Below are 26134 nucleotides of genomic sequence, written 5' to 3' on the forward strand. Positions count from 1 at the left end.
CCGCCGCGGCGCCGCCCGGCTCAGACGATCCCGGTCACGGTGACCCTCACCGCCGCCCGGGGGAGCGAGGCCGTCTCGGCGGCCGCGGCCCGTACCGCCCGGGCCACGTCGGCCGCCCGGTGGGGGGCGCGGGCGACGAACTCGATGTGCAGGGCGGTGACGGACCCGCAGGGGCCGACGGTGACGCGTACGGCGCCCCGGTCCTCGACCGGGCCGGGGCGGCGTACGGCGGCGTGCAGCAGGCTCCGCAGGCCGGGGCGCAGGCAGGCGACGCCGGGCACGTCCAGCACGGCGTCGGTCACCGCCGCGGAGACGGTGGCGGTCCGTGGTGTGTTCATGCCGTGCTCTCCCGGTGTCGGTCCGGCGGGTCGTGCAGGTCGGTGACGGTGACGTCGACCGAGGCGAGCTCCAGGCCCAGCCGCCTGTGGGCGGCCCCGGTGACGGCCGTGCGCACGGCTTCGGCCGCGGCCCGCAGGTCGCGGCCGAACTCGACGGTCACCTCCAGACGGACCGTCACCGGACCGCGTCGCGGCGGGCCGTGGCCGTCCGGCGGGGCGACGCGGCAGCCGCCCGCGCGGACGCCGGGGACCTCCTCGGCGGCCGCGCGCAGCGTCCGGGCGGCGACGGACTCGTAGATCCAGGTGTCCTCGTCCCGCTCGCCCAGGGGCAGGGTCCTGCCGGGGCGCAGTTCCAGCCGCACCACGTCCATGACCCGGCGCGCGAGGGCCGTGGCGTCCGGGGGTTCGCCGGTGGGGGAGGCCGCGGGGGCCAGTGCGGCGGCGCGCAGCCGCCGCAGGTCGGCCAGGGCCTCCTGGCAGTAGGCGCAGCCCGGGGTGTGCGGGTCCGCCGCCTCCTCCTCGGCCTGCTCCCATACGTCGGCCAGGTCGCGGCCGCAGGCCAGGAGTTCGGCGTCCGCGTCGTCGAAGGGGGCGGGGTGGGGGTGGTGGCCGGTGTCGTGGGCCGGGTCGTTCATCGCCATGCGGCCATCGCCTCCGTCAGCACGCGCCGGGCCCGGAAGACGCGCGCGCGGACCGCCTCCGGGCTGATGCGGACCGTCGAGGCGATCGATTCGTACGGCAGGCCTTCGATCTCCCGCAGGACCCAGCACACCCGTTGCTCGGCGGACAGACCGCGCATGGCCCGGCCGAGGTCGTCGGCCGCGGCGTGCGATTCGGCGGCGCGGACGGGGGAGGACTGGTGTTCCGGAGCTGCCGGCTCCGGCACGGTGTCGAGGTCGGCGGTGGTTCTGCGGGCGCGCAGGAGGTTCAGGCACCGGTTGGTGACGATGCGGTGCAGCCAGGTGGCGAAGCCGGCCTCGCCGCGGAACTCCGGCAGTTTGCGCCAGGCGCTGACGAACGCGTCCTGCACGGCGTCCTCGGCCTCGGCGCCGTTGCCCAGGAGGCGTTCGGCGAGCTGGAGCATGACCGGTCCATGACGGTGTACGAGCACCTCGAACGCCTCCTCGTCCCCTTCCGCCGCCCTCACGGCCAGCAGCTGGTCACCGGCCCCGGACGCGCCGCCGTCCCCGTCGGCGTCCCATCGAGCACTCACACGCGGGCTCCTTCCGGCCTCGTCTGCTTTGACACCGATGCCGCCCCGTCCGTTACGGCGACAGGATCCGTACTTTTGTCCGGTTCGCCCACGGAAGAGGTGCGTAACGGATCTCCCACCGGCGGTGTCAAAGGGAGGCAGGGATTCGAAGTGACCGAAGTGACCGAAGTGGACGAAAGGGCAGTCATGACCGCGACGACGCAGGAAACCGCACCCGCCCGGCCGGGACGTGTGAACGGCCTCGGCGCCGAGAAGGACCTCGGTGTCGGCCGGACGGAGGTCGGCGAGCCGACGGGCACGCGCGGCCGGACGTCGATCGCGGACGCGGTCGTCGTCAAGATCGCCGGGATGGCGGCGCGGGAGATCCCGGGCGTCCACGACATGGGCGGCGGGCTGTCGCGGACGCTGGGCGCGGTACGCGACCGGGTGCCCGGCGGCCGGCCCCAACTCGGGCGCGGTGTGAAGGTCGAGGTCGGCGCACGGCAGGCCGCCATCGACGTCGAGCTCGTCGTGGAGTACGGAGTTCCGGTGCCGGAGGTCGCGCGCGACGTACGCGAGAACGTCATCGGCGCCGTCGAGCGCATCACCGGACTGGAGGTCGTCGAGGTGAACATCGCCGTCGTGGACGTCCACCTGCCCGGCGACGAGCTCCTCGCGGCGGGCGAGGCGCGCGTGGAGTAGGAGGCGGGAGGGAGGGGAGGACGGACCGTCGGTTCGGTCGATCGATGACGAGGACGAGGTGGAAGAGGCATGGGCAAGGACGGGCTCGGGTTGATCACCGGGATGGCGTTGGCGTTCGCGGGCTGGTTCGGAGGCTTCGGGGCGTTCCTCCTCGTCGCGGTCCTCGGCGCGCTCGGCTACGCGGCCGGCCGGCACCTGGAGGGCGGAGCCGACCTCAGGGACCTGCTGTTCTCCTATGACCGCAGGCGCCCGTGAAGGCGGCCGGACGGGGTGTGACCACCGTCGCCGACCGGGTGGCGGCCAAGATCGCCCGGCAGGCGGCGGCCGAATCGCTCACGGGCGGCGACGGGCGCGTCCTGCGCGGCACCGCGCACGGCGCCGCGACGGGGTCGGGGTCCGCCTGGAGCCGGGGATTCGAGGTGGCCGTTGACCTGGCGCTGCCGTTGACCGAGGCCGTCGATGCCCGGGCCGGGCGGGTGCAGGAGCACGTGCGCGCCCGTACGGAGCACCTGACGGGGCGGCAGGTCGGCGTCCCCCTGGTCCGGGTGAAGCGGCTCGCGCCGGCGCAGGCCGCCCCGGTGGCCCCGCCGGGCCGGGGCACCCCGCCCGGCCCGGCTGTCCCGCCCGGCCGGGGCACCCCGCCCGGTGGGCGCGCCCTGGCCGTCCCGGCCGCCCTGCCTGTCCCGCCCACCCCACGCACCCCGCGCGCCCCGGCCGGGCGGCGCGCCCCGAGGGCGTGGTCGCGGCGCGGGGTGTCGTCCGGCTGCCTCGCGGTGGCCGTCACCGCCGCCTCGGGCCTGCTGCTCGGGCGGGTGCTCGCGCCGCGCCTGCCGGTCGATCCCGCCGCCTGGCCCCCGTACGAGGCGCTCCTCGGGCCCCTCCGCGACCCCGGCCTGCGCGGCGCCGAGGCGGCGGGGTGCGCGCTCCTGGGCCTGTGGCTGGTGGCCCTGGCCCTCACGCCGGGGCGCCGCCGCGTGTGGACCCTGGACACCGTGCCGACCGTACGGGCGGTCCTCGGCCGTGCCGACGCCGCGCGCCTGGTTCGCGCGGCCCTGGCCGGACAGCCGGCGTTGCGCGTGCGCTCGGTGCGCTGCACCGCCCGTACGGTCCGGGTGCGGGCGGAACTCGCCTTCGGCGGCGGGGGCGGAGCCGCGTCCACGCCCGATGCCGATGCCGATGCCGACGCCGAAGCGGTGCGGGAGACGGCGTACCGGGCCGTCGTCGGGGCGGTCGCCGCGATGGCCCCCGTACGGACCCCGCGCGTCACCCTCGCCCTCAGGGCCGCCGGCTCCTCCGGCGGGGCACCCGCCGCACCGCGTCTCGACAGGGGCTCCGATGCGTAGCCGCGGGGTGGTCAACCGGGTCACGCTGGCCCTGGCCGGCTCCGCCCTGATCGCGGGCGCCGCCACGGCCACGGGCACGGCCGGGGACATGGGCATCGGCGCGGGTGTGGCCTCCGTACGCGCCCGCCTGGGCGAGCACCCCACCGCCGCCCCGGTCCTCGTCGGATGCCTGGGGTTGCTCCTCGGGGTGAGCCTGCTGGTGGCCCGGATGCGCGGCCGGGCACCGCGCCGGCGGCTGTCCCTCACGGCGCCGGGCTGCACCCTGGACGTCGGCGCCCTGCGCCGCGCCGTACGCGGCGGCTGCGCCGAGATCCCCGGGGTCGTGCGGGCGCGCTGCCGTCTGACGGGTACCGGCGCGCGACCGCGCCTGGCCGTCACCCTGCACCTGGATCCCGGAGCGCGCCCGGACGAGGTCCTGGCCGCCCTCACCACGACGGTCCTGCCCCCCGTCGCCGCCCTCCTGCCCCCGCGCCTCGACACGGAGGTCCGCCTGCGCGTGCGACGACCCCGCGCGGGCCGGACCGTCTGACGGGCCCCTCCGGGCGGGGTTCGGGGTCAGCGCCGCACGAGGGCGAGCTGGTGGTTCATCTCGGCGAGGAAGCGTACGACGACGTGCAGTTCGTCCTCGGTGAAGCGGGCGCGCACCGCGTCCGTCCCGTGCGCCAGGGGGCGGAAGTAGTCGCGGGCCACCTCCTTGGCGGCGCGGGCGTAGTGGAGGTGGACCACCCGACGGTCGTCGGCCGCCCGGACCCGGCGGATGTGGCCGGTCCGCTCCAGCCGGTCCAGGCACGCCGTCATGGCCCCGGAGGTGAGGTTCATGTGCTTGCGCAGGCGGCCCGGGGTCATCGGACCCTCGTCGGCGTCGTCGCCGCTGTCGGCGTCCAGCACGGCGATGAGCGCCTGGACGTCGGTGAGGTGGAGGCCCTGGGACTGGGCGAATTCCTGTGCGATGCGGTTGAACTCGGCGTTCATCCCGCGCAAAAGAACGGCGAAGGACTGCAACCCGATCGGGTCGTCGGCCGGAAGTGGGGGTGTCGGGCGTGCTGGGGGTGCCGGAGGGGTGGGGTCGTCAGTGGCGCGCATGACATGAGCATAGAGTCTCTCGATGATTGACATTCTTCATCAGTGACTTAATCTCATGGGTAAGGGGCCCGCTTTGAAGAACGCACAGCGCTGGGTGCGCCGGCTCGTGCCACTCGTGTTGGTGATCGCGTGGCTCGGCATCGGCGGAGCGCTCGGACCCTACGCGGGCCGGCTCGGCGAGGTCGCCACCAACGACCAGGCGGCCTTCCTGCCGCGCAACGCCGAATCGACGCGGGTCCTCGAAGCCCGCAAGGCCTTCGAGACCTCGCCGTCCGTGCCCGCCATCGTCGTCTGGACCACGGACGGCGGCCCGGTCGCCGCCGAACGGCAGGAGGCCGCCACCCGGGCGGTCGCGGGCCTCGCCGGCCGGCCCGGCGTCGTCGCACCGCCCTCCCCGGCCCTCGTCTCCGACGACGGCCGGGCCCTCCAGGCCGTCGTCCCGCTCGCCACCGACCTCGGCAAGCAGCTGCCCGACGTCCTGGACGACGTACGGCAGGCCGCGCGACAGGTGCCGGGGACCACGGTCATGATCGCCGGGCCCGCCGCGAGCCAGGCCGACCTGTCCGGCGCGTTCGCCGGCATCGACGGGCTGCTGCTCGGCGTCGCCCTGGGGGCGGTGCTGCTGATCCTGCTCCTGGTCTACCGCAGCGTGCTGCTGCCCCTGGTGATCATCGTCAGCGCGGTCTTCGCGCTCGGTGTGGCCTGCGCCGTGGTCTACGCCCTGGCCGACCGGGGCGCGGTCCGCGTGGACGGCCAGGTCCAGGGGATCCTGTCCATCCTGGTCATCGGGGCGGCGACCGACTACGCGCTGCTCCTGGCGGCGCGCTTCCGCGAGGAACTCGTCCGCCAGGGGGACCGCGTCAAGGCGGCGACCGCCGCCGTCCGCCGCTCCGCCGGAGCCATCACCGCCAGCGCCGCGACCGTGGCCCTCGGCCTGCTGGCCCTGCTGGCGAGCGACCTGACGAACAACCGGGCCCTCGGCCCCGTCGGAGCCATCGGCATCGTCTGCTCCGTCCTCACCACCCTCACCTTCCTGCCGGCCGTATTGGTCCTGCTGGGCCGGGCCGCCTACTGGCCCGCCACGCCCAAGAGCGCCACGGGCCCGTCCGCCGACTCCGCCGACCCCGCCGGCGAGGGCCATCGCGTCTGGCACCGCGTCGCCGCCGTGATCGACCGGGCGCCGCGTCGGGTGTGGGTGTCCACCGCGCTGCTGCTCGCGGTGGCCGCCGGGTTCTCCCCGGCCCTGTCGTCCAAGGGTGTGCCGCTCGACGAGATCTTCGTCAACGACGCCCCCTCGGTCGCCGCCCAGCAGACCCTGGCCCGGCACTTCCCCGGCGGCTCGGGCAACCCCGCCGTGATCATCACGGACGCGGGCCGGGCGGCCGAGGTACGGGCGGCGGCCGAGGCCACGGACGGCGTCGTCGCCGTCTCCCCGATCACCACCGGCGGCCGACCCGGGACGGGAACCCCACTCGTCGTGGACGGCCGGGTCCGCCTGGACGCCACCCTGGAGGCGGCGGCCGACAGCGACGCCGCGAAGGAGACGGTCCGGGCACTGCGCGAGCGCGTCCACGCGGTCGAGGGCGCCGACGCCCTGGTCGGCGGCTACACGGCCCAGCAGTACGACACCCAGCAGACCTCCGCCCGCGACCGCACCGTGATCGTCCCCGTCGTCCTCGGCATCATCCTGCTGATCCTCGTCGCGCTCCTGCGCGCCGTCGTGGTGCCGGTCCTGCTGGTGGCGACCGTCGCCCTCAACTTCCTCGCGACACTGGGCGTGTCCGCCCTCGTCTTCGAGCACCTGCTCGGGTTCAGCGGCACGGACGCCTCCGTCCCGCTCTACGGGTTCGTCTTCCTGGTCGCCCTCGGCGTCGACTACAACATCTTCCTGATGTCCCGCGTGCGCGAGGAAGCCCTCGTCCTCGGCACCCGCCGGGGCGTCCTGCGCGGCCTGATCACCACGGGAGGGGTCATCACCTCCGCCGGCGTGGTGCTCGCCGCGACCTTCGCCGCGCTGATGGTGATCCCCCTGGCCTTCCTGGTCCAGATCGCCTTCATCGTCGCCTTCGGCGTCCTGCTCGACACCCTCGTCGTGCGCTCCCTGCTGGTACCGGCCCTGGTCATCGACATCGGCCCGCGCGCCTGGTGGCCCAGCGCCCTGTCCCGTACCGACGCGGATCCCTCGGCGGGCCCCCGGCCGAGGTGACGGCGCGGGCGGCCCACGTGACGGCGTACGCGAGGAATTCAATGCGGAAACAATGCGAGTTGAGGCCCGGTCCCTGACCCCGGGAAGCTGATCGCATCGCAGCGGCCTCCTCCGACGCGCAGACCGTCCCACGGAGGCGGGGCCCGGGGGAGAGCGCCCCCGGGCCCACCACACCAGGGGGTGGAGACGTTGGACCGACCGAGCATCGCGGTCGTCGGAGCCGGCATATCGGGGCTCACGGCGGCGCACATCCTGTCCCGAGCCCACGACGTCGTCCTCTACGAGGCGGACGACCGCCTCGGCGGACACGCCCACACCCACGAGCTGCCGACCCCCGGCGGCGGCACCATCGGCGTGGACACCGGATTCATCGTCCACAACGAACGCACCTACCCCCACCTCCTGCGCCTCTTCCGCGAACTCGGCGTCGCCACGCAGGACTCCGAGATGAGCATGTCCGTCCGCTGCGACGGCTGCGGCCTGGAGTACGCCGGCGCCCGGGGCCCGCGCGGACTGCTGGGCGGCGGCAACCTGCTGCGCGGGCGCCACCTGCGGATGCTCGCCGAGGTACCCCGCTTCCACCGCGCCGCCCGCCGCCTCCTCGCGGACGACGACGCGGCGACGGCGGCCCCGGCCGCGTCCCCCGCCCAGGCCCCGGCCCCGGCCGCGTCCTCCGCCCAGGCCCAGGCCCAGGCCCCGGACGCGACCCTGGGCGCGTTCCTGCGCCGGCACCGCTTCTCCCCGTACTTCGTCGGCCACTTCGCCATCCCGCTGGTCGCCTCCGTCTGGTCCTGCGCACCCGCCACCGCCCTGGAGTACCCGGCCGCCTACCTCTTCCGCTTCCTCGACCACCACGGACTGCTGTCGGTCACCGGATCCCCGCGCTGGAAGACCGTCACCGGGGGTTCCGGGGCCTACGTCGAACGGGCCGCCAAAGCCCTCTCCTCCGTCCGGACCGCCACCCCCGTGCGCACCGTCGCCCGCACGGCCGACGGCGTACGGCTGATCACCGAGGACGGGGAGTCGGCCGACCACCGGGCCGTCGTCATCGCCGTCCACCCCGACCAGGCCCTGCGCCTGCTCGCCGACCCCACGCCGAGCGAACGCCGCGTCCTCGGCGCCTTCACCTACTCCCGCAATCCGACCGTCCTCCACCGCGACACCTCGCTGCTGCCCCGCGGCGGCCACGCCCGGGCGTCGTGGAACTACCGGCTGCCGTCCTGCTCGGCCCGACCCGGCTCCGTACAGGTCAGCTACGACATGAACCGCCTGCAACGCCTGTCCGGACAGGAGCCGCACATCGTCACCCTCAACCCCGGCGACGGCCTGATCGACGAGAGCACGGTCCTGGCCCGGATGACCTACGAACACCCGGTCTACACGGTCGAGTCGGTGGCGGCGCAGCGCCTGCTGCCCACCCTCGACGACCGCGTCGTCGCCTACGCGGGCGCCTACCACGGGTGGGGGTTCCACGAGGACGGTTGCCGCTCCGGAGCCCGCGCCGCCGCATCCCTCGGGGTGACCTGGTGACCCCCGCCCCGGGCGACCCGCCCCACCCGACACCGTCGCGGACGGCGCCGACACCGTCGCGGACGGCGCCGACACCGTCGCGGACGGCGCCGACACCGTCGCGGACGGCGCCGACACCGCCGCGGGCGGCGCCGCGTGTCCCCGCCCTCTACGCGACCGAGGTGCGGCACACCCGCGTCACGCCCTTCACGTACGCCCTCGGGCACCGCACCTACATGTGGCTCGTCGACCTCGACCGGCTCCCGGTCCTGCCCCGCCCGCTGCGCCCGCTCGCCCGCTTCGACCCACGCGACCACTTCGGCGGCGACGCGCCCACCCTGCGCGCCGCGCTCGACGCCTACCTGGCGAGCCGCGGGGTGCACGACGCGGGCGGGCGGGTCCTCATGCTGGCCCACGCCCGCGTGCTGGGCCACGTCTTCAACCCCCTGACGCTGTACTGGTGCCACGACCGTGCCGGCCGCGTGGTCCGCGTCGTCGCCGAGGTCCACAACACCTACGGCGGGCGCCACTGCTACCTCCTGCACCCCGACGACCAGGGCCGCGACGAGGTGCCCAAGGACTTCTACGTCTCCCCGTTCCTCGGCGTCGAGGGCAGCTACCGGATGAGGCTGCCGCTGCCCGGAGACCGCCTGGACCTGACCGTCCAGCTCCGCCACCCCGACGGCTCCCGCCCCCTGACCGCCACCGTCCGGGGCACCCACCGCCCGGCCGGCGTCCGCGCGCTGCTCGCCGCCGTCCTGCGCAACCCGTGGTCGACGGTCGGGGTGTCGCTCGGCATCCGCCGACACGGGATCCGCCTCCTGCTCAAAGGACTTCCCGTCACGGCCCGGCCCACGTCCACGGCTTCGGCCCACCCCGCCCAGGAGAAGACCCTGTGACCCGCACCCTCCCTCCCGTCCCCCACGGCGAGACCGGCGAGACCGGTGGAAACAAGGACACCGGCGGAACCCGAGGCTCCGGTATCGGCCGCCCGTCGGTCGACGCCGCGCTCTGGCCCGACGTGGCCCGGCTGCCGAAGGCCTCGACCCTGCGCCGCGCCCTCGCCCGCCGGATCGTCGAACGCGCCCTCGACCGACTGCCGCTGTGGGTCCGGACCGACGGCGCCCCGCCCCTCCTGCCCCCGCAGCCCCTCGGCGGCACCACGCCCACCCCGACCGCGCACCCGACCCCGCCCCCGACCCTGCACCTGCACGACCCCGAGGCCTTCCACCGGCGGATCGGCGCCGACGGACTCATCGGCTTCGGCGAGTCCTACATGGCGGGCGAATGGGACAGCGACGACCTGGTCGGGGTCCTCACCGTGCTCGCCCGCCACGTGGACGACCTCGTACCCCCCGCCCTGCGCCGGCTGCGCGGCGCCTGGGTACGACGCAGGCCCGCGACCGACCTCAACACCGTCGACGGCGCCCGCCGCAACATCCACCGCCACTACGACCTGTCCAACGACCTCTTCGCCACCTTCCTCGACCCCACCCTCACCTACTCCTCGGCCCTCTTCGAACGCCTCCCCGCCGACGCCCGCGACCTGGAGGCCGCCCAGCACCGCAAGATCGACCGGCTCCTCGACCTGGCCCGGACCGGCCCGGACACCCACCTCCTGGAGATCGGCACCGGCTGGGGCGAACTCGCCATCGGAGCCGCCCGCCGCGGGGCCCGCGTCCACACCGTCACCCTCTCCCGGGAACAACGCGCCCTCGCCCTCAGGCGCGTCGCCGACGCCGGGGTCGCCGACCGCGTCACCGTCGAACTGTGCGACTACCGCCGCGTCGAGGGCACGTACGACGCCGTCGTGAGCGTCGAGATGATCGAGGCCGTGGGCGCCGCGTACTGGCCCGCCTACTTCGACGCCCTGCGGCGCCTGACGGCCCCCGAGGGCCGCGCCGTCCTCCAGGCCATCACCATGCCGCACGAGCGGATGCTGCACACCGCCCGCACCCACACCTGGATCAGCAAGTACGTCTTCCCCGGCGGCCTCATCCCCTCCCGGCCCGCCCTCGCCCGCGAGAGCGCCGCCGCCGGACTGCGCCTGGTCCAGGACACCGGCTACGGCGAGCACTACGCGGAAACCCTCCGGCTGTGGCGCGAACGGTTCCTCCACGCCTCCGCCGACGTGACCGCCCTCGGCTTCGACCCCACCTTCCGCCGGATGTGGGAGCTCTACCTCGCCTACTCCGAAGCCGGATTCCGCGCCCGCTACCTCGACGTGCGCCACCTCGTCCTCACCTCCGAGGCCACCGGCGGACACCCCCGCGGGGGGACCCGATGACCGCGCAGACCCTCGTCCTGCTCGCCGCGTCGGCCGGCACGGCCCTCGCCGTCATGCTGCTGACCTTCGCCATCGCCCTGGTCAAGGGCGTCCACCGGATCGTCGACGTCGCCTGGGGCGCGGCCTTCGCGGCCGTCGCCGTCGTCGCCTGGTTCCTCTCGGACGGCCACGGCGACCCCGTACGGCGCACCGTGGTGGCCGCCGCCACCGTCCTGTGGGGGCTGCGCCTCGCCGTGCACATCGCGCGACGCGGCCGCGGCCACGGCGAGGACCCGCGCTACGCCCGCATGCTCGCCCGGGCACGGGGCAACGAGACGCTGTACGCGCTGCGCACCGTCTACCTCCTCCAGGGCGGCCTGGTCTGGTTGGTGTCGCTCCCCGTCCAGGCGGCCGTGCTGCTGCCCGAGCCCCTGGAGGCCACCGCCGTACTGGGACTCGTCCTGTGGGCGACCGGCCTGTGCTTCGAAGCCGTCGGCGACCACCAACTCGCCCGGTTCAAGGCGGACCCCGCGAACAAGGGGCGCATCATGGACCGCGGGCTGTGGGCCTGGACCCGCCACCCCAACTACTTCGGTGACTTCCTCGTCTGGTGGGGCCTGTACCTGACGGCCTGCGCCACCTGGCAGACCGCCGCCGCCACCCTCATCTCCCCACTGGTGATGAGCGCCCTGCTCATCAAGGGCAGCGGCAAACGCCTGCTGGAGGCCCACATGGCCGACCGCCCCGGCTACGCCGACTACCGGGCCCGCACCAGCGGCTTCCTGCCCCGGCCCCCGCGCCGGAGCCGTCAGCGTGCGTCTCTTTGACGGATCGGTCGGATGATCGGACACCTGGCGGCGCCTTGCTCAGGCGAGCCGGACAGGCGCGGTGTCCGGACCTCGGGCCGTGCCCGCTTTCCCCTGTACCGCTGCCACGCCGGTCGGCCCGTCGCCCACGGTCACCGTGTCCGTTACGCGGGCTGTCGAGGTGTCGATGACCGACAGCGTGTCCGAGTCGAAGTTGCTGACGGAGACGAGGGAGCCGTCCGGGCTGACGGCGAGGCCGTTGGGGCCGTCTCCCACGGCAACGGATTCCGTGACGGCGTGGTCGCGGGTGCTGATCACGGACACGTTGTCGGACCCGACGTTGGCGACGTACACCTGTCGCCCGTCTGGTCGCACCCCGATTCCCGCAGGCTGGTCCCCGACCGGAATGCGGTCCGTTTCCGCGCCGGTGTGGACGTCGACCACCGACACGTCGTCCGAGGTCAGGTTGGAGACGTACAGGCGGCGGCCGTCGGGGGCGAGTACCAGAGCGGTCGGTCCGCCGCCGACGGGGACGGTGCCGGTGACCGTTCCGGTGGCGGTGCGGACCACTGAGACGGTGCCGGACGCGGCGTTGGCCACGTACAGGGTGCATCCGTCGGGCGAGACCGCCACGCCCAGCGGGGCGTCGCCCACCGCGATGGTGTCCGTGACGGCGTGGTTGCGGGTGCTGATCACGGACACGTTGTCCGACCCGACGTTCGCGACGTAGACGTTCCGGTTGTCGGGCGAGACCGTCACCCTGCTCGGTTCGTTCCCGACCGCGACGGTGGCGATGACCTTCCTGGCACGGGCGTCGATCACCGATACCGTGTCCGCCGCGGAATCGGTGACGTAGACGCGGGAGCCGTCCGGGCTGACGGCCACGCTGTCCGGTCCGTTCCCGACGGGAACGCTGTCCACGACCGTGCCGGTGCCGGTGTCGACGACGGACACCGTGTCGGAGTGGACGTTGGCGACGTAGACGAGGGCACCGGGCCGTGGAGACAGCCCGACTGCCGTCGTCCCCACGGATGCGCCGGCCGGGTTCCCCGGTCCCATCAGCGCCGCTGTCACACAGAGCACCACGGCTGCCCGCTGCGCCAGGGCCTGACTCCTCGTCATGGGGCAACGGTAAGTGTCCGGACCGGAAAGCCACATGAGGTTCACGCTCGGGCCAGCCGAACGGCGCATCGTAGCCGCCGCCTACGCCGCCTACGCCGCCTACGCCGCCTGCGCCGCCTGCGCCGCCTGCGCCGACTCCGTCTACACCGGCCGCACCCTGGCAACCCCACCCAGGGCACCACCTCGGACGCCAGAGACAGAACCTAGTGCCGCATCAGGCAACGTTCGCCCCGCTGAACCCAGTCCGTGGCAGAGACGACATGACGGAACGAGATGCCCATTGCGTGCGGCAGTGAGCTCTGCCGGAGTTTCCGCCGTGGGCTCTCACTCGAAGTTTCGGGCAGCTGTGAGGCCTTCGATGAAGGACCGGAAGTCCGGGGCGAGGGCGAGCTCGGTGTCGAAGTCCGCATCAAACCAGGCAACGGAGGGTTCCCGGCGTCGGCCACAGGCGCGGTAGTCGAGTCCGATCCAGCAATGCCCGTCCCCCGAGAACAGCACGAGCCCGGTTGGAAGTCCCCACTCCCCGACCAGATCAGGACTGTCGAGCAGGGAGGTCGTTCCCTCGCGACGGCCGATGCCCAGCATCGTGTCGAAGGGGACGTGATCGGTGCTCCAGGAAGTCGGCTGGCTGGTGGGGAAGGCATTCCATTCGTCGGCGACCTCGCCGCCATTTCGATGGCGCAGGAGATCGAGCAGGGAATTGGGAAGCGTGACGTCGAGCAGTCGCTGGGCCTCCATGATCGCCCGGTCGGTTAGCGCCGACTGCACCGTGTAATCGCTACTCGTGTCCCACAGGGAGTGCTGGAGATCCTCAAGGCGTGCCATGGCCAGCATCGTAGGAGCGGTGTCCCACAGTTTGCCTCCCGCGCGGTCGCGGACGACCAGAATGATCACGTGGCTGAACGCGTGCAGGTCCGGAAGATCGATGACGACGAGGGCAGACGGTTGTTGCGGATCGTCCGCCGGGGAACCGGGTCGGTGGTGACCTGGCGCCGGGCCCAGATGGTGCTGCTGTCCGCCCAGCGCATGCCAGTGGCGAAGATTGCCGAGGTCACATTCACCAGCGCGGACCGGGTCCGCGATGTGATCCACAACTCTAACGCCGACGGCTTCGACGCGCTCTACCCGAAATACAAGGGTGGACGGCCGAGGACGTTCACGCTGCCCGAGCGCCGGGAGATCAAGAAGATTGCCAAGTCCAAGCCAGCAGAGCACGCCTTGCCGTTTTCGACCTGGAGCCTGACCAAACTGGCCGACTTCCTGGTCGCTGAGGGGGTGGTCGACGACATCAGCCACGAGGGTCTTCGGGTCCTGCTCCGCGAGGAGGGCGTCTCCTTTCAACGCGTGAAGACCTGGAAGACCTCCCGCGACCCCGACTACGCCGCCAAGAAGGCCCGCGTCGAACATCTCTACGCGATCGCCGACGGCGAGGTCATACCCGAAGAGAGCGAGCCCGAAGTCATTTTCTGCATGGACGAGTTCGGCCCACTCAACCTCCAACCCCACCCCGGCCGACAGTGGGCCGAACGCGGCGGCAAGCACAAGGACCCTGACCGTGATCCCCGGCACCGCCGCCGCGCGACCTACACCCGCCCACACGGCGTCCGGCACCTGTTCGCCGCCTACGACCTCGCCAAGGACCAGCTCTACGGCCACGTCAAGAAGATTAAGAACAGGTCGAAGTTCCTGGAGTTCTGCCGCTACCTGCGCTCGCTGCACCCGGCGGACGTGCGTCTTGCGATCGTCTGCGACAACTACTCGCCGCACCTGACGACGAAGCGGTGCCAGCGGGTCGGGGCGTGGGCCGCGGCGAACAACGTCGAGGTCGCCTACACCCCGACCAACAGCTCCTGGCTCAACCGGATCGAGGCCCAATTCACGGCCTTGCGCTACTTCGCCCTCGACGGCACCGACCATCCCAGCCGCAGGGCCCAGGGCAGTATGATCCGCCGCTACATCATCTGGCGGAACAAGCACGCCGCCGACGAACGCCTAGGCGAAGTCGTCACCAGGGCAAACGTTGCCTGATGCGGCACTAGCCCGCGCCGCCGCCGTCGGCGTACAGGTCCGAGATCACGTCCAGCGCCCCGCGCAGCCCGTGGGTGCGCCTCATCCCCGGCCCCGCCGCCCGCACGGACCAGCCGGGGCCCGCGAGGAGCACCAGCGGGGCGGTCCGCGCGCCCTTGAGGCCGAACGCCGTCGCCGCGACCCGCCGGGCCAGTACGCCGTCCGCCGTCGAGCGGGACTGCGACCACAGCACGACGGCCGTCGGCCCCGACCGCCCCACCGCCGCGAGCAACGCCTCCGCGGGCACGGCCGCCCCGAACATCCGGGTCGGCAACCCCCGCTCGACCAGCCCCGCCGCCAGCGCCTCCAGGGGCAGCGTGTGCTGCTCGCCCGGAAGGCAGGCCAGCACCACCGGAGCCGTGTGCCCCGACGTCGCGGGCGCGGTCACCACCGCCCGCCGCAGGGCCGTCGAGACGTGCCACGACAGCAGGTGCTCCACCTCGACGTACCGGTCCTCCGTCGACTCCCACTTGCGTCCCACCGCGTGGAGGGTCGGGGCCATCACCTCCTCCCACGCGGTCACCAGGCCGTGGGTCTCCAGCGCCCGGCACAGCAGGGCGTCCATGGCCGGCCCGTCGAGCCGTACGGCGGCACGCGCCAGCCCCCGACACTCCTGCCGGACCTCCCCGAGGGGCAGCCCCCCGCCCGGACCGCCCTGCCGCCCCCGTGCCGGGCCACCGGCCTCCGGCGCCGACGTATCCGGCGCCGCCGAATCCGGCGCCGACGTATCCGGTGCCTCGGGCCTCAAGGTGCCCGAAGCGGCGGTGCCCGCCTCCGGCGCGCCCCGCACCACCGCATCCGGCCGGCCGCGCAGGGCCACCGCCGCCCGGGCCGCCTCCGCCGGCGGGATTCCGGACGAGGTGAGCCGGCACATCTCCTCCAGCATCGCGACGTCGCCGGGCATCCACCGCCGGTGCCTGCCGCCCTCGCGGGCCGCCGGGCCGATGCCGTACCGCTGCTCCCAGGAACGCACCGTCGTCGGTGACACCCCCAGGTGCCGGGCCACCGCGCCCGTCGAGACACCGGGGGCCGTCCGCGTAGTGGTCATTCGGCGCTCCAGCCCTCGCTCGTCCCCCGGCACCGAGCATGACCCGCACGCACCCGCACCGAAACTCGCACTGTTTCTGCGTCGAATCACCCCCTCGTCGCGGACGGCGCACGAGGGACCCCGGAACGGTGAGAACATTGCGCGGGTGACAGCAACGACCAGTGACATCGAGAAGGCGGCCGGCGTCCTGCGCGCCGGAGGCCTGGTGGCCCTCCCGACCGAAACCGTCTACGGCCTGGGGGCCAACGCCGAGGACCCCACCGCCGTCGCCCGCGTCTACGAGGCCAAGGGGCGACCGACGTCCCACCCGCTGATCGTCCACATCGGCGGCGCCGAGCACCTGGACGACTGGGCCGAGGACGTGCCCGCCGCGGCCCGCCTGCTCGCGGAGCACTTCTGGCCGGGGCCCCTCACCCTGGTCCTGCGGCGCGGTAGCCGCGTCCCCCGGGAGGCGACCGGCGGCCTGGACACGGTGGCCGTACGCGTACCGAACCACCCCCTCGCCCTCGCCCTGCTCGCGGCCTTCGGCGGCGGAGTCGCGGCCCCGTCCGCCAACCGCTTCGGCTCCGTCAGCCCCACGACGGCCGACGACGTCCGCGCGGAACTCGGCGACGCCGTCGACCTCGTACTGGAAGGCGGCCCCTGCGAGGTCGGCGTCGAGTCGACCATCGTCGACGCCACGGGCGACACCCTCACCGTCCTGCGGCCCGGCGGCGTGACCCGCGAGGAACTCGAAGCGGTCCTCGGCCACCCGCTCGACGTCCCCGCCACCAGCCCCGTACGCGTCCCCGGCCAGCACCCCTCGCACTACGCGCCGCGCGCCCGGGTCGTCCTCGTCGAACCCGAGGAGATCCTGGCCGAGGCGCTGCGCGCGCAGGAGGCGGGGCAGCGCGTGGGCGTCCTGCTCCCGCCCTCCCTCGCCGACACCGCGCCCGAGGTGCACGCCGTGGTGCCCGTCCCCGGCTCGCCGGCGGCCTACGCCCGAGGGCTGTACGGGTTCCTGCGCGCGTTCGACCAGCGGGGGTGCGACCTCGTCGTCGCCTCCCTGCCGGCGGAGGAGGGGCTGGGCCTCGCCATCGCCAACCGTCTGCGCCGCGCGGCGGGCCCCCGCCCCGCCTGACGCCCGCCTTCGCTACAGGCCCGCCCGGGCGAGGAGCGCCTCCGCCTCCTCCCGCGTGAGCGCGGGCGGGGCCGCCGCGGGAGCGGGGCACGTGTGGGTGTTGCCGTGGTCGGACAGGACCCACTCGATCAGGGGGTCGTCGTCCGGCAGACCGGCCACGAGGCTCTCGCGCAGCGGCGAGGGGGTGTCCGGGCGCGCCGCGATCGCGGCGCGGACGAAGGCGTCCGGATCCTCCGCGAGCACCTCCCGCAGCGCGGCGGGCAGTGCGGGGTGGGCGGCCACGGCCTCGCGCACCTCGGAATCCGGGTCCGCCACCAGCGCCGGGGACGGTTCGACGTGGCGTACGACGACGGCACGGGTCACCGGATCGGCGAGGAGCCCGGGCAGCAGGTCCGCCGCCGGCGGCGCGTACGCCGAGGCGGCGGCCCGGCGGACGTGCGGATCGGGATCCGTCAGCAGGGCGCGGCGCACCGGCTCGGGCGCGTCCGGCCGGTGCGCGACCACCGCCGACCGCACCCGGGCGTCCGGATCCCCGGCCAACGCGGCCAGGAGCCCGGCCGGCAGGTGCTCGTTCATGGCGAGGAACGCGCGCACGGTGGAGTCCCGGTCGCCCGCGAGGCGGGACAGGAGCCCGGGAGGTTCGTCCGCGACGCCCGCCGCCACCGCGGCCCGGACCGAAGGCTCCGGGTGCTCCGCCAGACGGGCCCTGATCGCGGCCGGTACCGAGGAGTTGGCGGCGAGACTGCGCGCGGATCCCAGCCCGATGATCTCCTCCGTCAACTCCGGGGTCAGGTCCCGGCGCAGGAGGGCCACCGCGCGCCGCGCCGACGGATGCGGCAGCAGACGCCGCACGAGGTCGAGGGGCAGCGCCTCCTGCGCGGCGAGGGCGCTCAGTTCGACGTTCAGATCCGCGTCCATGCACCGCAGGTTACGCGCCGGCCCGGGGAGGCCGTTGCGTCAGAGGACCTTGTACGTCAGCTCGTACAGGGACAGGGACAGCGCGCCGATGGCCTGCTTCCGTTCCCCGAGGCCCAGCTCGGAGGGGAGGATCTTCGCCCCGCCGATGAACTTGGACTGGTCCGTGGCCTCGTTGACCTCGTGCAGGAGGATGTCGACCGGTGCCTGATTGACGAACGGCACGAACCGCTCGTCGAACTCGAACACGTCCCCCTCCCGCAGTCGGGCCATGTCGAAGGTGCCCCCGTCACCTCGGCTGACGAGGATCTCGTCCGCTCCGTCCGGGTCCTGGACCCTTTTGGCTTCCAGGAACAAGAGTTTGGCGAAGGCCGCGGCTGCCATGGTGTTCCTCCCGTGCTCACGTGCTGCTTCGGTGTCGCACGGCACATTGTTGATGTTGCCGCGCGCATATTCACGCAGCGCGTGCCGCGAGTTCCCGCCCGCCACCTGCCGCCCGGGGACGACCGGCTGGTCAGGACGGGTCGGCCGGATCCGACCGTCGCCGGTTCGGCCGCTGCCCGGTCGGCGTAGGGCCTGTCGTCGAACGCCCGGAGGGCGGGGGGCCGACCGGGCCACGGTGCGAGCCGCTCCCGTACGGCCGAGTAGGGTGTCGCCCACGAACGGGGCGGCATCGGGCACAGCCGGATCGACCCGCCCGTAACGGTACGAAGAGAGGGGCGGGCGGACCGTGGCGGAGCGACGCATCGCGGTGTTCGGCGCCGGATACATCGGGCTGGTGACCGGGGCGTGCCTCGCCGAACTGGGCCACCGGGTGACCGTCCGGGACATCGACCCCGAACGCGTCCGCGTCCTGCGCGCCGGCGGCGTCCCCATTCACGAACCCGGGCTCGGCGACCTGATCGCCCGCAACGAGGAGCGCCTGCGCTTCACCGAGGACCTCGACCAGGCCCTCGCCGGCGCCGAGGTCGCCTACGTGTGCGTGGACACCCCGCCCTCCGCCTCCGGCGACGCCGACCTCTCCCGCGTCTGGACCGTCGTACGATCGCTGGCCACGGCCTCGGACCTGCGCGCCGTCGTCATGAAGTCCACCGTCCCCGTCGGCACCGGCGCCCGCGCCCGCCTCCTGCTGGAGGAGACCGGCCTGGGCCACGTCGGCTACGTCTCCAACCCCGAGTTCACCGCCGAAGGCCGGGCCGTCGCCGACTTCATGGCCCCGGACCGCATCGTGATCGGCTCCGACGACGAGGACGCCGCCGCCCTGGTCGCGGCCCTGCACACCGGCATCGACGCCCCGGTGGCCACCATGGACGTGAAGTCCGCCGAGATGGTCAAACTCGCGGCCAACGCCCTCCTCGCCACGAAGATCAGCTTCGCCAACGAGATCGCCACCCTCTGCGAGAACACCGGAGCCGACGTCGGCGAGGTCCTCGCCGCCGTCGGCATGGACCACCGCCTCGGCGCCCACTTCCTGCGCCCCGGTATCGGATGGGGCGGATCGTGCTTCCCCAAGGACAGCGAAGCCCTGCGCCAGATGGCCTCCAACACGGGCTTCCACCCCCAGCTCCTGACCGCCGTCAACAACATCCAGAAGCGGCGGGCGGTCCAACGCCTCAAGGAGGAGCTCGGCGACCTCGCCGGCAAGCACGTCGCCCTCCTGGGCATGGCCTTCAAGCCCGGCACCGACGACATGCGCGAGGCGCCCTCCACCGTGCTCGCCGGCCGGCTGCTGGCCGAAGGCGCGCACGTACGCTCCTGGGACCCCCTCGCCCGCCCCGCCGCCGGCGAACCGTGGGACAGCGTGACCCGCTTCCCGAGCCCCCAGGAGGCCCTCGCCGGCGCCGACGCCGCGGTGATCGTGACCGAATGGCCCGAACTCGCCGACGTCGACTGGACCGAGGCCCGCGCCGCGATGCGCACCCCGGTCCTCTTCGACGGCCGCAACCTCCTCGACCCGACCCGCATGCGCGAGATCGGCCTCCGCTACACCTCCGTCGGCCGTCCCTGACCCGAGCTCGTCAGCCCGGCGGCTCCAGGGACAGTTGAGCATCGCTTGAGTCCTCGCCACGTTCGGTAGCCCTACCCCTGCGTAATGTGATGCAGTGTCAGCGGCCCTGATCGACAGGAGATGACCCCGCGTGGAAGCGATACTGCAGCTGACCCAGGAGAGCGAGCAGGTGCGGCTCGGCACGCTTGTGGTGCTCCGGGGCCTCTGCGAACGTGATCCCTCGCTCGCCGGCCCCACGATGGAGATCGTGCGGAAGGCCATGACCTACTGGCGGGCGGACGGTTCCCAGACACCGGCCGCGTGCGATGCCGCGCAAGCCCTGCTGACCGACCTCGAAGGCGCCGTCCCGCCCACCGAACCGCCCTCATGACCCCGCTTCGGCTCCGGTGGGGAGCGGCTCCGGCGCCTGCGCGCGGGCGGCCGCGCGTTCCGCTTCGGAGAGCGGCGGGCCGCTCGGCAGGGGCTTCTTGGGGCCGGTGAACATGTGGCGCAGCATGTCCGGACGGAACAGCCGGGTCGGGGGCTTCTCCATGCTCATCACGTCCAGGAGGGCGGCCATGGCGTGCGGGTTGCGCGCGCCGGCGTCCACGGCGCGGTCGATGAACGAGGCGAGGAACCGCTCCACCGCGGTCGGCCCCTTCTCGCCGGCGCCCGGGTAGAAGACGTCCTGCCCGACCGCCAGGGCCCAGGCGATGCCGACGGGTCCCGCGGCGGCGCGCTGGATCCGTCGCGCCGTTCCGGGGGCCCGCAGGTCGTGCGCGGCCAGTACCGCGCGCAACGCGAGCGCGCTCTGGGCGGTGACGGTCAGCCCGTGCCCGTAGACGGGGTTGAACCCCGCCACGGCGTCGCCCAGGACCGCGAAGCCGGACGGCCAGCGCCGGGCCTTCTCGTAGAAGCGGCGCCGGTTGGCCGTGGTGCGGGTGGTGACCACGTCCGTGAGGGGGGTCGCCCCGCTCAGGAGCTCGGCTATGACGGGGTCGCTCAGGGACCGCGCGAAGTCGAGGAAGTCCTCGTTGCGCCGGGTGGGCCGGCCGCCGCGGGTCCCGGAGAGGGTGACGAGCCAGCGGCCCCCTTCGATCGGGAGGATGATCCCGCCGCGCCCGGGCGCCGAACGCGGATCGGCCTGTACGTTGACGAGCGGGAAGCCTTCGGCGGTGGTGCCCGGCGCGCGGTAGACGCGGCTCGCGTATCCGACGCCGGCGTCCACGACCCGTTCGGGGACCGGGGGCAGCCCGAGGTCGCGCAGCCAGGTGGGGGCGTGGCTGCCACGACCGCTCGCGTCGATGACGAGGTCGGCGGACAGCGATTCCTCCCCGTCCGCGGTGCGGACGCGGACCCCGGTGACGCGGGTGGCGCCGCCCTCCAGGGCGAGGAGCTCGGTCTGCCGGCGCAGGCCGACGCCGGGGCGCCGTAGGACCTCGCGGCGGACGACCGAGTCGAGCAGGTCGCGGCTGCAGACGAGGTTGACGTGCCGGGCCCCCTCCCACCTGCGGAACCACTGACCGGAGGGAGCCTTGGAGACCAGGTCGGTCATCACCGGCGTGCGGCGGGCGCCGAGGGCGACGAGCTCGTCGACGATGCCGGGCAGCAGTTCCTCGTAGGCCCTCACCCCTCCGGACCACAGCAGATGGCCGTGGCGCGCCTGGGGCAGTCCCCTGCGGGCGTCGGGGCCCTCGGGCAGGACGTCGCGCTCGACGACGGTGACGTCGGCGAAGTCGGCCAGGACCGAGGCCGCGAGCATCCCCGTCGTGCTGCCGCCTATGACGATCGCCCGGGGGCGCGGCGGGGTGGTTCCCTCAAGGGTGGGCATGGTGGTGGTTTCCGTTCGTTGCGATGCGGTACTGCCGCCTCGAAGGCGCCGATGCGCGGCACGGCCCTACGTGCCGACCCCGGGCGCAACCCCAGAGCTAGCCAACCATAGTTGTCATTCGGTCAATGATGATTGGCGGCCTGTGAACTCTGTGCGCACACCATGCAACGATCGTTTCATTGCATCAACGATCGTTTCGTGATCTAGTGGCGGCGCCGGTCGTCCCCTGACAAGAGGACCGATCGACCCCTGTCTTTCCCGCACGTTCGGTCGGAGGGCGGCCATGCGCGATGCCTACGGACGAGTAGCAGGACGCGTACGGGCCCGCGCACGGGACGCGCTCGGGACGCGCTCGGGACCCCGTGCGGGGCTCGTGCGGGACTCGTACGGGCACCTCGCCGAAGTCGGCCCCGAGGTGGACGGGATACTGTCCCCGATGGGCGTCGGGCGGGAACACGCGCGCGCCCCCGGCAGCCACGGATCTGGCTCGCTGCCTCGGCGTTCCCGTCGGCGTCCACGCCGGCACGGCGGTCGAGGCCCTCGCCCGGGTGCTGAGGACGGAAGTCATCCCCACCCGAGGTCTGCCTTCGTCGAGGGCGCCGTCGGGGAACGCGAAGCCCGGCGCGGGCGTCCGGGAATCGAGAATCGGCATGGGGGAATTGGGGAATTCATGAGGAAGAGACGAATGAGCACGCCCGCCGGCGGGGCGTCCGAACCGATCGCCTTCGGCCCGAGCCGGGGGAGCCTCGGCGCGTGAGCGGGTCGGACTACTACATCCCCTCGGCCGTCCTCCTCCTGGCCCTGCTCGTGAAGTCGCCGTCCCTGTGGCGCAGCCGGCACGACCCCATGTCACGCGCCATCTTCGTGATCCTCGTGACGACGGCCGCCGGCTTCGGCTTCGGGGCACCCCCCACGGTCCAACGCGTCAACAGCCTCACGGGAATCACCAACGTCTCGGCACCCCTCGTCTACTCCATCCTCAGCGTCTTCGCGTGCGCGTCGCTGGTCCTGCTCATCAACTGGCGCGGCGGACCCGAGGCCGTCATCCGACGCCACACCCGCCTGTGGATGGCGGCCACCGCCGCCGCCATCACCGCCTTCGCCGTCCTCTTCTCCCTCAGCGACGTCCCCGACGAACGCCCGAGGGACCTCGACACGTACTACGCGAACACCCCGTTCATCCGGGAGATGATCGTCCTCTACCTGGCCTCCCACACCACCATCAGCATCGTGGTCATCACCAAGTGCCTGCGCTGGACGCGCGAACTGGCGGCGGGATGGACCCGGCGCGGCCTGCTGTTCCTGGTGACGGGCTACGCCTTCACCCTGGTCTTCGCGCTCCTCAAGGCCCTCGCGGTCGCCGCCCGCTGGACCGGGACGGACTCCTGGGACGCGTTGAGCACCGACATCGCCCCGCCGTTCACGGCGTCGGGGGCGGGCCTGATCACCCTCGGGTTCCTGCTCCCCGTCATCGGACCCGGGCTGGACTCCACCCGGCAGGCGTGGCGGTCCTACCGGGCGATGGAACCGCTGTGGCGGGCCCTCGAACCGTGGAGCGGCATCGGCAAGCCCCTGCGGATCTCGATGTGGTCGACGTTCGAACTGCGGGCCGTCCTCCGGGCCACCGAGATCTCCGACCGCCTGGTCAACCTCACCCCCTCCCTGACCGCGGAGCACCGCGCGACGGGCGAGCGGTACGCCGCACGGCAGGGGTTGGCGGACGAGGACTCCCTGATCGCGGTGGAGGCGGCCACCATCCACGCGGCGCTGGCCGGCGTGAGCCCCGCGCGCCTGCGCGGCACGGCCGACCCGGCGGCGCCGGCGGCTCCGGCGTGGAACGGCGAGGCGGCGTCGCCCATCCGGGTCTCGGGCATCGACGGACTCACCGAACTCAGCCTCCGCTTCGCCCGCATCCGCCCCGCGGACCTCGCCGCCGCCCCGGTCGCTCCGGTCGCCCCGGTCGCGCCGGTCGTCCCGGTCGCGCCGGAAGGCACGTAGGCCTCCGCCACCACACGAGCGCACGACCGCGCGTCCCGCCCCGGCCGCCCGCACCCTCGCGCCCGGGGCGTGATGACGACGGCGCCCCGTGTCCGCCCGTCGCGGGCACGGCACGCCGAATCAGGCGCCGCGCGAGATCGCCCCCCTTGCGAACCCCGGGTCCGCCTCACTCACGCGGCGCCGGAGCCACGTTCCATACCTCGGGCAGCGCCCCGTCGCAGAAGACGCAGACGAAGTACTCCTCCCGCACGATGTTGAGCTCCCCACAGGAGGGGCAGCGACGGAACACCACCGCGTGCGTGAAGCCGGGCGGGTGCTCGATCGCCGCAGCGTCCAAGGCATCGGCGACGGCCGGCCACGAGTCGAGGTCCGGGCAGTACCCGGTGGACTGGTTGCTGACCTCCTCCACCACCCACCGCCCGGCCGCCTCCTCGCGCAGGCTCATCTCCCCGGCGGCCAGGACCGCCTCGCCGCCGGCGCACACCACGTGCTCGCTCCGACGAGGCGCGCACCGCAACACCCCGGCGGCGTCGACGACGTAGGTGAACGGCTCCACCGCCTCAGCGGCCCCCAGCGCCGAAGCCCACTCCCGCAGGTCCGCCGCCGAACGGATACTCCGTCCCACCCGTTCCGGCCGCACCAGATCCAGCAACTCACCCGGCCCCACGTACCGGTAACTCCGCCCCCGTGTGCTCACACCGGTCAGCCTAGAGCCACCGGAGCGCGGCACGGGTGTGATCATCGGGAGGGAAGGACTGGCCGCTTCTCCATGCGTCATGCAGCGGCCCGGTCGGCGCGAAGAGGGCTCCCAGCTCGCCGGTGACGTGCTGGTGAAGATCAACGACAGCGTGCGCGAGATCCCCCAACGTCAAGGTGCCTGTCTCTGGAGGACACCCCGTAGCGGGCGCTCGTGGGCCGGAGCGCCGGCCTTCCCCTGGCCTGGTACGGGGGAGACCGGCCCTTGGCGCCAGTGGCTCAGGCTCAGGCGGTGGTGCGACGGCGGCGGCCGGTTCCGGCGACGAAGGCCGCGCCCATGGAGAGTGCGACGCCGGCGCCGGTCAGCGCCCAGGTGGTCGCGGAGCCGGTACCGGTCTCGGCGAGTTGGCCGCCGGTTCCGGTTCCGGTTCCGGTTCCGGTGCCACTGTTGTTCGTCGTGTCGTCCACCGGCTTGGCGTCACCGTCGGGCTTGGGGTTGTTGCCGTTGCCGTTGCCGTTGCCGTTGCCGTTGCCGTTGCCGGGCTCGGGCTTGTTGCCGGTGTCCGGCTTGGGAGTGTTGCCGTCGGGTCCGGGCGTCTGGCCGGAGCCCGCAGCGGTGACCTTCGACGCGTGGCTGACGTCCTCGGAGTGCACGGAGTCGTCACCCCAGCCGTTCTGCCCGGTCGTGCGGAGGGAGATGTCGTGCGGCGCGGTCTTCGCGTCGAACTTCAACCTGAGCTTGAGGTCGAAGGCCTCGTTCTTCTCGATGTCGACGGTGGCCAGCTCGTGGACCCAGACCTCCTCGGACCCGTCAGACAGGACCGGGTGCCAGCCCCAGACGCCCTTGCCGTCCGGGGCGTAGACCTCGAGCTTGATGTCGCCTTCCTTGAAGGCGCCGTTCTTCACCCACAGGACCAGGTCGAGCTGGTAGTCGTCGATCGCGGCGCGGCCGGAGTTGTCGACGTGCAGCGCGAACTCGCTCCAGTCCGCGCCGGCCTTGAAGCCGGCCTGGGGCAGTCCCGTCAGCCCGAGCTTCGGGCCGGTGAAGACGGGCAGCTCCTCGCCGCCGCCCTCGTCGGGCTTGGCCTCACCGACGCGGCTGTCGAAGAACGTGTAGGGCGAGACGACCTGTCCGCCCCGGTCCTTCCCCTCGCCACCGACGGAGATCTCCACCGGAGCGTCGGGGGTGTCGGCGGTGAAGCGGATGCGGACGTCCACGGAGTAGACCTGACCCGGGGCGACGGCGCGCTTGCCGGACTCGATCTCGTACACGGTGTCACCGCGGTCGAGCCGCAGCGCGACGGACTTCCACGTGCCGTCCGCCTGACGGATCTCGGCCTGGAGGTGCTTGGCCTTGACGATGCCGTCGTACTGGGAAACGGAGACGGCGGCCACGAAGTCGTCGACCGGGAGTCCGCCGCGGTTGTCGACGTTCACCGTCAGGTTCGTCCAGTCCCCACCCGGGGCGAAGCTCTTCGGTACTCCCGTCAGGGACACCTTCGGCCCGTCGTTGCGGTACTTGGGGCTCGCCACACTCTCGCTCACCTGCCCGGTGCGCGCGGCCGGTGCGCTCTGCTGGGTGCCCTGCGGATCGGTCTGTGGAGCCGTGTCGGGAACGGATACGGCCGCCTTCTCCTGGGCCATGGCGGGTGCGGCCAACGCCGTCGGTCCGACCACTGCGGCGGCGGCCGCGATGGCCATGTGCTTGAGCTTCACGTCTTCGGTTTCCCCTCGATGATTCCCGGATGCGATGGTGCATCCGGCCCACCCCGACATCTTTTTGAACCCGATCAGATTAGGTGGCGGGGCTCCGCCTTGGTGGGGGCGGAGATCACGAAGCGGCATCGATTCGGTCCATGGGGTGGACGTCGTCAGTCCCTCGCCGACCTTCGAGTTCAGTGAGGC

General features: G+C 73.3%; 26 protein-coding genes. 14 read left to right on the forward strand and 12 right to left on the reverse strand.

Going from position 1 to position 26134, the window contains the following annotated elements; genetic code table 11:
* Positions 1-20: 20 nt before the first annotated feature.
* From ACZ6ZI_RS35075 to ACZ6ZI_RS35085, 3 genes are read right to left on the reverse strand one after another with little or no spacing between them, the layout of a single operon-like run.
* Positions 21-338, reverse strand: a complete 318-nt coding sequence (locus tag ACZ6ZI_RS35075) for an Asp23/Gls24 family envelope stress response protein (RefSeq protein WP_363058802.1) — start codon at positions 336-338, stop codon at positions 21-23.
* Positions 335-979, reverse strand: a complete 645-nt coding sequence (locus tag ACZ6ZI_RS35080) for an Asp23/Gls24 family envelope stress response protein (RefSeq protein ID WP_469527967.1) — start codon at positions 977-979, stop codon at positions 335-337. Before ACZ6ZI_RS35080 ends, ACZ6ZI_RS35075 begins: the two co-directional genes overlap by 4 nt.
* Positions 970-1551, reverse strand: coding sequence for an RNA polymerase sigma factor (locus ACZ6ZI_RS35085; RefSeq protein ID WP_469527971.1), 582 nt, complete (start codon positions 1549-1551; stop codon positions 970-972). The genes ACZ6ZI_RS35080 and ACZ6ZI_RS35085 overlap by 10 nt, the downstream gene beginning before the upstream one ends.
* A gap of 186 nt (positions 1552-1737) precedes the next feature.
* On the opposite strand from ACZ6ZI_RS35085, the gene ACZ6ZI_RS35090 reads away from it, so the two are divergent.
* The 4 genes from ACZ6ZI_RS35090 (at position 1738) to ACZ6ZI_RS35105 (ending at position 4104) form a co-directional block, all read left to right on the forward strand.
* A complete protein-coding gene (locus ACZ6ZI_RS35090) occupies positions 1738-2232 on the forward strand; it encodes an Asp23/Gls24 family envelope stress response protein (protein WP_469527975.1) in 495 nt (164 codons plus the stop codon).
* Positions 2233-2301: 69 nt separating this feature from the next.
* A complete protein-coding gene (locus tag ACZ6ZI_RS35095; protein WP_363058794.1) occupies positions 2302-2487 on the forward strand; it encodes a hypothetical protein in 186 nt (61 codons plus the stop codon).
* A 17-nt stretch (positions 2488-2504) separates the two neighbouring features.
* Positions 2505-3575, forward strand: a complete 1071-nt coding sequence (locus tag ACZ6ZI_RS35100; protein ID WP_469527977.1) for a DUF6286 domain-containing protein — start codon at positions 2505-2507, stop codon at positions 3573-3575.
* Positions 3568-4104 (forward strand): hypothetical protein, encoded by a 537-nt coding sequence (locus tag ACZ6ZI_RS35105; protein WP_469527979.1) that lies wholly within the window; start codon positions 3568-3570, stop codon positions 4102-4104. The genes ACZ6ZI_RS35100 and ACZ6ZI_RS35105 overlap by 8 nt, the downstream gene beginning before the upstream one ends.
* 26 nt (positions 4105-4130) lie before the next feature.
* Here the strand turns inward: ACZ6ZI_RS35105 and ACZ6ZI_RS35110 are convergent, their stop codons facing one another.
* Positions 4131-4658, reverse strand: a complete 528-nt coding sequence (locus ACZ6ZI_RS35110; protein WP_469527981.1) for a MarR family transcriptional regulator — start codon at positions 4656-4658, stop codon at positions 4131-4133.
* Positions 4659-4731: 73 nt separating this feature from the next.
* On the opposite strand from ACZ6ZI_RS35110, the gene ACZ6ZI_RS35115 reads away from it, so the two are divergent.
* The 5 genes from ACZ6ZI_RS35115 to ACZ6ZI_RS35135 all read left to right on the forward strand — a co-directional run bounded on the left by ACZ6ZI_RS35115 (position 4732) and on the right by ACZ6ZI_RS35135 (position 11466).
* Positions 4732-6864, forward strand: a complete 2133-nt coding sequence (locus ACZ6ZI_RS35115; RefSeq protein ID WP_469527984.1) for an MMPL family transporter — start codon at positions 4732-4734, stop codon at positions 6862-6864.
* A gap of 189 nt (positions 6865-7053) precedes the next feature.
* The gene (locus ACZ6ZI_RS35120; protein ID WP_469527986.1) at positions 7054-8394 is read left to right on the forward strand and encodes an NAD(P)/FAD-dependent oxidoreductase; all 1341 of its coding nucleotides are present in this window, start codon (positions 7054-7056) and stop codon (positions 8392-8394) included.
* A gap of 161 nt (positions 8395-8555) precedes the next feature.
* On the forward strand, positions 8556-9272 hold the full coding sequence (locus tag ACZ6ZI_RS35125) for a DUF1365 domain-containing protein (RefSeq protein ID WP_469527987.1): 717 nt from the start codon (positions 8556-8558) through the stop codon (positions 9270-9272).
* An 83-nt stretch (positions 9273-9355) separates the two neighbouring features.
* Positions 9356-10660 carry a class I SAM-dependent methyltransferase gene (locus ACZ6ZI_RS35130; RefSeq protein WP_469528075.1) on the forward strand — a complete coding sequence of 435 codons (1305 nt, stop codon included), beginning with the start codon at positions 9356-9358 and terminating at the stop codon, positions 10658-10660.
* On the forward strand, positions 10657-11466 hold the full coding sequence (locus ACZ6ZI_RS35135) for a DUF1295 domain-containing protein (RefSeq protein ID WP_469527989.1): 810 nt from the start codon (positions 10657-10659) through the stop codon (positions 11464-11466). The genes ACZ6ZI_RS35130 and ACZ6ZI_RS35135 overlap by 4 nt, the downstream gene beginning before the upstream one ends.
* Positions 11467-11505: 39 nt before the next feature.
* Here ACZ6ZI_RS35135 and ACZ6ZI_RS35140 read toward each other — a convergent pair whose 3' ends face one another.
* Positions 11506-12567, reverse strand: a complete 1062-nt coding sequence (locus tag ACZ6ZI_RS35140) for a YVTN family beta-propeller repeat protein (protein ID WP_469527991.1) — start codon at positions 12565-12567, stop codon at positions 11506-11508.
* A 324-nt stretch (positions 12568-12891) separates the two neighbouring features.
* Positions 12892-13461, reverse strand: coding sequence for an SMI1/KNR4 family protein (locus ACZ6ZI_RS35145; protein ID WP_469527992.1), 570 nt, complete (start codon positions 13459-13461; stop codon positions 12892-12894).
* On the opposite strand from ACZ6ZI_RS35145, the gene ACZ6ZI_RS35150 reads away from it, so the two are divergent.
* On the forward strand, positions 13462-14595 hold the full coding sequence (locus ACZ6ZI_RS35150; protein ID WP_469527994.1) for an IS630 family transposase: 1134 nt from the start codon (positions 13462-13464) through the stop codon (positions 14593-14595).
* A 7-nt stretch (positions 14596-14602) separates the two neighbouring features.
* Here ACZ6ZI_RS35150 and ACZ6ZI_RS35155 read toward each other — a convergent pair whose 3' ends face one another.
* Positions 14603-15682 (reverse strand): MerR family transcriptional regulator, encoded by a 1080-nt coding sequence (locus ACZ6ZI_RS35155; protein ID WP_469527997.1) that lies wholly within the window; start codon positions 15680-15682, stop codon positions 14603-14605.
* Positions 15683-15827: 145 nt separating this feature from the next.
* Here ACZ6ZI_RS35155 and ACZ6ZI_RS35160 point away from each other — a divergent pair, with 145 nt between their 5' ends.
* The gene (locus ACZ6ZI_RS35160; protein ID WP_469527999.1) at positions 15828-16802 is read left to right on the forward strand and encodes an L-threonylcarbamoyladenylate synthase; all 975 of its coding nucleotides are present in this window, start codon (positions 15828-15830) and stop codon (positions 16800-16802) included.
* A gap of 12 nt (positions 16803-16814) precedes the next feature.
* Here the strand turns inward: ACZ6ZI_RS35160 and ACZ6ZI_RS35165 are convergent, their stop codons facing one another.
* Together ACZ6ZI_RS35165 and ACZ6ZI_RS35170 are read right to left on the reverse strand one after the other, a co-directional pair.
* On the reverse strand, positions 16815-17720 hold the full coding sequence (locus ACZ6ZI_RS35165) for a hypothetical protein (RefSeq protein ID WP_469528000.1): 906 nt from the start codon (positions 17718-17720) through the stop codon (positions 16815-16817).
* 39 nt (positions 17721-17759) lie between these two features.
* Positions 17760-18101, reverse strand: a complete 342-nt coding sequence (locus ACZ6ZI_RS35170) for a hypothetical protein (RefSeq protein WP_363058774.1) — start codon at positions 18099-18101, stop codon at positions 17760-17762.
* Positions 18102-18447: 346 nt separating this feature from the next.
* Here ACZ6ZI_RS35170 and ACZ6ZI_RS35175 point away from each other — a divergent pair, with 346 nt between their 5' ends.
* Positions 18448-19725 carry a UDP-glucose dehydrogenase family protein gene (locus tag ACZ6ZI_RS35175; RefSeq protein ID WP_469528001.1) on the forward strand — a complete coding sequence of 426 codons (1278 nt, stop codon included), beginning with the start codon at positions 18448-18450 and terminating at the stop codon, positions 19723-19725.
* Between the two features lie 130 nt (positions 19726-19855).
* Positions 19856-20095 carry a hypothetical protein gene (locus ACZ6ZI_RS35180; protein WP_363058769.1) on the forward strand — a complete coding sequence of 80 codons (240 nt, stop codon included), beginning with the start codon at positions 19856-19858 and terminating at the stop codon, positions 20093-20095.
* Here ACZ6ZI_RS35180 and ACZ6ZI_RS35185 read toward each other — a convergent pair.
* A complete protein-coding gene (locus ACZ6ZI_RS35185; RefSeq protein ID WP_469528003.1) occupies positions 20090-21535 on the reverse strand; it encodes an FAD-dependent oxidoreductase in 1446 nt (481 codons plus the stop codon). The two genes, ACZ6ZI_RS35180 and ACZ6ZI_RS35185, sit on opposite strands and share 6 nt — an antisense overlap.
* Positions 21536-22288: 753 nt before the next feature.
* Here ACZ6ZI_RS35185 and ACZ6ZI_RS35190 point away from each other — a divergent pair.
* Positions 22289-23533 (forward strand): MAB_1171c family putative transporter, encoded by a 1245-nt coding sequence (locus ACZ6ZI_RS35190; RefSeq protein ID WP_469528005.1) that lies wholly within the window; start codon positions 22289-22291, stop codon positions 23531-23533.
* Positions 23534-23699: 166 nt separating this feature from the next.
* Here ACZ6ZI_RS35190 and ACZ6ZI_RS35195 read toward each other — a convergent pair whose 3' ends face one another.
* Both ACZ6ZI_RS35195 and ACZ6ZI_RS35200 read right to left on the reverse strand, forming a co-directional pair.
* A complete protein-coding gene (locus tag ACZ6ZI_RS35195; protein WP_469528008.1) occupies positions 23700-24230 on the reverse strand; it encodes a hypothetical protein in 531 nt (176 codons plus the stop codon).
* Positions 24231-24514: 284 nt separating this feature from the next.
* A complete protein-coding gene (locus ACZ6ZI_RS35200) occupies positions 24515-25945 on the reverse strand; it encodes a hypothetical protein (RefSeq protein WP_469528009.1) in 1431 nt (476 codons plus the stop codon).
* Positions 25946-26134: the final 189 nt, after the last annotated feature.

Source organism: Streptomyces sp. NPDC103540, assembly GCF_055584445.1.